We start from the raw sequence: 5500 nt of genomic DNA, 5'->3' as shown, positions 1-5500 counted from the left end.
GAACATAACATACATAAAATTAATATCATTGAAATTATTTTAATTTTTTTCATTTTTTTCATGGATATCCTTTCTCTTAATATGTATAGGTGTATTTAGCTGCTTTTTTTATATCATCATACTTTTTCGATTTGACTCCTAGTTTTTCCACTCCCGTTTTCCATATATCAATTACTGCATTATACAGTTTTCCATTATCCCTTTTATAAAATGTCGCAGTTGTTCCATTCATTTTATTGGTAACTTTTATTTTTTTACCAGTGTTGGGATTGTCTATTTCTCCTTTTGTTGCACAATCTCCTTTCTTGAGTGTTTTACCCTCTTCAGTTTTACCACCCGTATACACAGTAAAATCTCCTGTTCCAGTAACTGTATTTTTCTTTATGACAATTTTATTTTTTTTGTATCCTGCTTTTTTTGTTGTTTCTGGTACGACTTTTCCATATGTATATGTGCCAACCGGTTTTCTTTTACCCCGAGGGAGGGGATTATATGCAAAAGTTTCAGAGAATTGCAACCTTGATGACACCTGTGTCATCAGCATCTCAACTTCTTTATACTCCCCATCTCTCAAAACATATATTGCTTCTTTCTCTCCCCAGTTGTCATACTGAACTCTCATGCCGACTTCCGGTGATGGGTTTACTTCCTCATAGACAGGTAAAAGACTTATTTTTCTCGGCAACTTAGCAACTTCTTCTTTATAATAATCAGGGGAAAGAGCAACTTTTTCCATCACAGATTCTATCGAAGCAGAATCCGGAACTAGACGCCAATTAGAGTCTCCGATATATTCAATAAGAGTATTCGCTTCCATCTGCTCTGGTATTGTGTTTGAAATCGTCGTTTCGGCGGCTTGGGCAGATACTGCTCCCCCCGCCATGAAAATGCATATACTGCATAAAGTAATTGATAAAATTTTCTTGAACATAGATTATGTTCTCCTTTCATTATTTTTAAATTTTGAATATTAAATCATGTGGGCATTTTACCAACATATCCTTTTCAAAAAGAAATGAGTATGTTATAATTGATTTGTGTTTTTTTATGGGCGTTCTTTTCGGTATTCCACTACCATATGAAAAGAACGCTTTTTTCAATGGATTTCCTTTTCTGTTGAATTTTTCTCATAAACATCAAGTTTTCCCCCTTCTCTAAAATACAACTTTCCATCAACTGTCTGGTACACCATTTCGGGATTCTTCAATTTTCCGTCCAGCGAGTTTTGCGGCGTGCTATTCCGTTTTTCAATATTGTTCTTTATACAATCTCCCCATCACTAATTTCAATTACACGCCCGCACCGCGCGGCGACTTCCATATCGTGTGTTACAATAATAACAGTTTTCCCGCCTTGATTCAACTTTTCAAACACGTCCATGATTTCCCCGGATGTCTTAGAATCCAGCGCACCGGTCGGTTCATCTGCAAGTAAAAATGCCGGATTATTTACTAATGCACGAGCAATCGCCACACGCTGCTTTTGTCCGCCGGAAAGCTGGCGAACCGGCTTTTTCGCTAATTCATCAAGACCGACGTTTTTTAATGCAGTCATAATTTTTTCCCTTCGTACATCATTTCCTTTTACTTTTCCAAAAATCAAAGGAATCTGAACATTTTCCTCGATGGTGTATTCATCAATCAAAGCATAGTCCTGCATGACAATACCAATTTTTTGATTGCGAAATCTGGCACGGTCTTTTTCCTTCAAATCTCCTACCGACACCCCATCTACAAGATAACTTCCCTTATCGTAAGAATCAATTGCCGCCAAAATATGCAGTAACGTGGATTTTCCGGCACCGGACTTTCCGATAATTGCCACCATTTCTCCTTCATCAATTGAAAGGTCAATCCCTTTCAAGGCACAAAATTCATTTGTCTTTCCCTTGTTGTATACTTTCACTAAATTTTTAATTTGAATCATAACATTACTCCTTTCGATTTCGTAATACATCCGCAGGTTGTTTTTTTCTTAAAATCTGATACGGTACAATAAAATGGACGGCACAAAGCAACAGAATTACACCACCTAAAAGTACAAGTACCGGAACTGAAAAATTCACATACACGTAATTTTCCAGATGCAGTTTAGCTGTAACTGCTAAGAAAAAGAAAAACATAACAATTGACAAAAACGCACTAAACAAACTCTGTACTAAGGAAAAACAACTGCACTTTTTCCATGGCAGTCCAAGCAGACTAAACACAGCATTATGATATAAATCATCTGCCATATTCAAGGTACATACATTAATTAAACTTACAATAGTAATAATCAATACACTCAGTAAAACCGGCAAATACATCATGACCTTGCGAATCATTTCATGATTTGAACTCGCCATAAATGTTTCCAAATTTGCATCTAACGCTGAATCTTGAGATAACTCACCAAGATTATCCTTTAATACCATGTTATTTCTATTTTTCTCTGTACGACTGATGCCGTCTTTATAGACAATAAAATGTTCCCTGTCATATGTAACCGGCATATTCACTGATTTAGCCCCTGTTTCTGATGTTAGAAACAATACCGTTTGTTCCTGCTCATACCGATAGGTAGAAAAAATATCACGGTAATCATAATATAAACGATTTCCCTGTCCAAAATCATGTCCAAGGATTTGCGCTCCTTCATCTAATACACCAACTACTTTTATGGAAATTGTATGCGGCTTTCCCTGCTCATCTCCATAATCAAGCGATATCCTAGAACCTTTTTTCCATCCGTATGGGTTTTGAGAAACCACAACCGGCATACAGTCTTTCTCCAAAGGCTCGTCCGAAAGCCAATCCCCCTCTGCCAAATCCGGCTGATAATCTTCTATCATTTGATTCGGATATACCGCAACATTAATACCATTCGCAGCTTCTTTGGAAAGCAAATTCTGCGTACCAATTGCAAAAACATAATCAACCTTTTCCATGCCCTTTGCAATAGCATCCGGATTTGCACCATGGTATCCCGATGCAGATAAATAAAGCCCCTCCTTGTGATTCAATTGCGCAAATGGTCGATACAGGCGGTATTCCGCCAAAAGTGTTGACGCAGACACACACAGTACAAACAAAAGTGCTGCCATTTGAAACACGATAAACACATTACGCTTTCCATGCCGTATGTATTCGCTAATTGCTAAAATTCCCATCATGCTTCCCCCCTTCTAAATTGGAGTATACTTTTACGCGTTACCGAGCATGATAAAAGATACCCAAATATAAACGTTATCATCAAAAAGATTCCAATAATACATCCATATTCTCCGACACCGTAAACACGGTCAACATAACGAAACCATGAAAGCATCTGTGGATAAAGAAGGAAACGGAAAATCCCGATTGATACAACAACCACACAAATCATATTACATAGAATTTCCATAAAATACATCATACGTGCCCTTTTCTTGCTGCATCCACATAAAAGAAATACACCCAGATTCTTTCTTCTTTTACGGAAAATATAACTATAAATCATGTACATATTGCATGCTGCCAAAAAAGCCAATATTGCACTTACAACAAGCATAGAATATTTCTGCTTCAAATCCTGATTATTTGCTACATAAAAATCATCTGGTTCTCCACCTAATTTTTTTACATAACTTCTAAACAACTCATACTGCTTTCGTGTCGGAAGTGAGGTAAGTCCGAAAGAAAGATTCTGCCAGACACATTTTTTAGGAAATGAAGTATATGGAACATAAAATGTATCAATATCTCCACAAAATGAATTTGTAGCTACAATTTTATATGTATCCCCCTCCAATTTTACCTCATCGCCATACTTTTTAAGTCTATCTTCCGTTGAAACAAGCACTTTGTTTTTATTGACATAATCTTCATTTGTGTAATAAAAACCATCAATGCCATACTTCATATAAGAATAAACGGTATCACTGAATCCATATTTTCCATTTTTAAGCTGCGCATGGTCAATATAAGAATATTTTCCTGACTTGCTTTGAGCTGTCACATAAAAATAATCCACATTATCACTGTCATTCACCATTGCCCTGAAAAACTCATCTAACTGCTTTGACGTAATATCCGCCTTTTTAATGGAAGCATTCAGCGACCGTGTGTCGTCATAATCATTAATTTCATATAGGTTGTTTTGAAACACGCCAAAAACAAAAAAAATACATAATAGCGCTAAAATTTGCGAAACAAGAAGTATTATAAATATTGACGTGTGTTTCCGAATAAAATCTATCCAATTTTTTAGAATCATTTCTACTCCTTTCCCGTTGTCCCATAACGATAGGAAAAATGATGTTTTTTTGCCCATTTTTCCGCATAGGAATCTTTAGTAACATATATTGTAATTTGCTTCTTCAAATTCTTGAAATGGCGCGTATCTATTTTCTTTATTGATGGCGGAAAAACAACCGTTTCTAAGTTTGGACACCCCTGAAACTCCAATTCTTCAATCCCATCTTCCAAAACAATATGTTTCAGATAATAAGAGGTCTGCTCCAATTGACTTAACATTTGAACCGTTTTAACTTTCTTTTTTTCGTATTTTGCCGGAATATTAAGCGTATCTTTTCCCTTAAACTGCGTCTCTGTATAAATCTCTAATACTCCTCCATCATACAAAGTCATACTGTCAATTGGTTTTCTTGACTGCCCCGACACATCAACTTCTTCCTTTCCAGTGAAGTCCTTAATTATATCAATTGTGTTTTCCTCTGCTCTTTTATTATGCTGATAAGCATACAATGAAATACCAGCACATACAATTGCAATTAAGATAACTGCTAATACAAGAATTCGAACCCGTCTCATAGTTCTGTCTCCTTTCGATTAAAGGCTATAAGGGAAAATGAATTAAAATCACTTTCCCTTTAACCTTATTAAATTTACTTGTTCTGACTCACTGTATATTCAAATTTATCGTCTAAGAAATTTGTATATCCAGCACCGCTTGGTTTCATAGAGCAGTTCCACGACAATGCCTTATGATAATGCTGACGATCCGCTGTACTGCGATAACGAGATACCAATGCAATCAACCAATTTCCACTACCAACTACGTTTTCTTTACTATCCTTTTCAATTATTTTACCGTTATTGTGGCGGCGATCAACGTATACTGAATAGTATCTTTTACTGTTAGCTGTGTTTTTAATTTTAGTTTTTGCGCTCTCTTGGTTTCCTTCAGCCGTCATAGAGCAAATGTCGCCAGGCTTTGTTTTTGTATAGTTTTTCCCATACATATTAGGATAGGCAGCCAAAGCTGTGCTTCCAACTACTACTGATAATAACATTGATCCTGCAATAATTTTTTTAACCTTATTAAACATATTGAATTTCTCCTTTTTTTTAGTTAAAATATATTTGTAGTTATTTTTTTGCGTTCTTTTCTTATGTAGTGTGTAAAATTAAGAAAAGAACGCTTTTTCAATCATTTCTCTGTAAATCTTCATAGAATACATTCTTTCACGTATAATCCAATTATCCTCTTTTGAGGGTAATGGATTATTCTCCTTTCT

General features: G+C 35.7%; 6 protein-coding genes. All 6 read right to left on the bottom strand.

Annotation, left to right across the window (positions count from 1 at the left end; genetic code table 11):
* Positions 1 to 76: 76 nt before the first annotated feature.
* The 6 genes from DW019_RS14630 to DW019_RS14605 all read right to left on the bottom strand — a co-directional run bounded on the left by DW019_RS14630 (position 77) and on the right by DW019_RS14605 (position 5311).
* Positions 77 to 931, bottom strand: a complete 855-nt coding sequence (locus tag DW019_RS14630; RefSeq protein WP_118444037.1) for a hypothetical protein — start codon at positions 929 to 931, stop codon at positions 77 to 79.
* Positions 932 to 1260: 329 nt separating this feature from the next.
* Positions 1261 to 1926, bottom strand: a complete 666-nt coding sequence (locus DW019_RS14625; RefSeq protein WP_117480090.1) for an ABC transporter ATP-binding protein — start codon at positions 1924 to 1926, stop codon at positions 1261 to 1263.
* A 4-nt stretch (positions 1927 to 1930) separates the two neighbouring features.
* Positions 1931 to 3154: a hypothetical protein gene (locus DW019_RS14620; RefSeq protein ID WP_147353046.1), complete on the bottom strand. Its 1224-nt coding sequence runs from the start codon at positions 3152 to 3154 to the stop codon at positions 1931 to 1933.
* Positions 3151 to 4236 carry an FtsX-like permease family protein gene (locus tag DW019_RS14615; protein ID WP_022377168.1) on the bottom strand — a complete coding sequence of 362 codons (1086 nt, stop codon included), beginning with the start codon at positions 4234 to 4236 and terminating at the stop codon, positions 3151 to 3153. Before DW019_RS14615 ends, DW019_RS14620 begins: the two co-directional genes overlap by 4 nt.
* Positions 4237 to 4238: 2 nt before the next feature.
* Positions 4239 to 4793, bottom strand: a complete 555-nt coding sequence (locus DW019_RS14610; RefSeq protein WP_118444034.1) for a hypothetical protein — start codon at positions 4791 to 4793, stop codon at positions 4239 to 4241.
* A 74-nt stretch (positions 4794 to 4867) separates the two neighbouring features.
* A complete protein-coding gene (locus tag DW019_RS14605; RefSeq protein ID WP_022377166.1) occupies positions 4868 to 5311 on the bottom strand; it encodes a hypothetical protein in 444 nt (147 codons plus the stop codon).
* Positions 5312 to 5500: the final 189 nt, after the last annotated feature.

The organism is Clostridium sp. AF37-5, from assembly GCF_003477605.1.
In the GTDB taxonomy this organism is placed as follows: Bacteria; Bacillota; Clostridia; order Lachnospirales; family Lachnospiraceae; genus Eubacterium_F.
Note: the sequence above shows the minus strand (reverse complement) of the source record. Positions and strands in the feature narration are given on the sequence as shown.

Excerpts from the sequence above, each read along its gene's own strand:
- DW019_RS14615 (WP_022377168.1), bottom strand. The coding sequence starts at position 4,236 with ATGATTCTAAAAAATTGGATAGATTTTATTCGGAAACACACGTCAATA.
- DW019_RS14605 (WP_022377166.1), bottom strand. The coding sequence starts at position 5,311 with ATGTTTAATAAGGTTAAAAAAATTATTGCAGGATCAATGTTATTATCA.
- DW019_RS14630 (WP_118444037.1), bottom strand. The coding sequence starts at position 931 with ATGTTCAAGAAAATTTTATCAATTACTTTATGCAGTATATGCATTTTC.
- DW019_RS14610 (WP_118444034.1), bottom strand. The coding sequence starts at position 4,793 with ATGAGACGGGTTCGAATTCTTGTATTAGCAGTTATCTTAATTGCAATT.
- DW019_RS14625 (WP_117480090.1), bottom strand. The coding sequence starts at position 1,926 with ATGATTCAAATTAAAAATTTAGTGAAAGTATACAACAAGGGAAAGACA.
- DW019_RS14620 (WP_147353046.1), bottom strand. The coding sequence starts at position 3,154 with ATGATGGGAATTTTAGCAATTAGCGAATACATACGGCATGGAAAGCGT.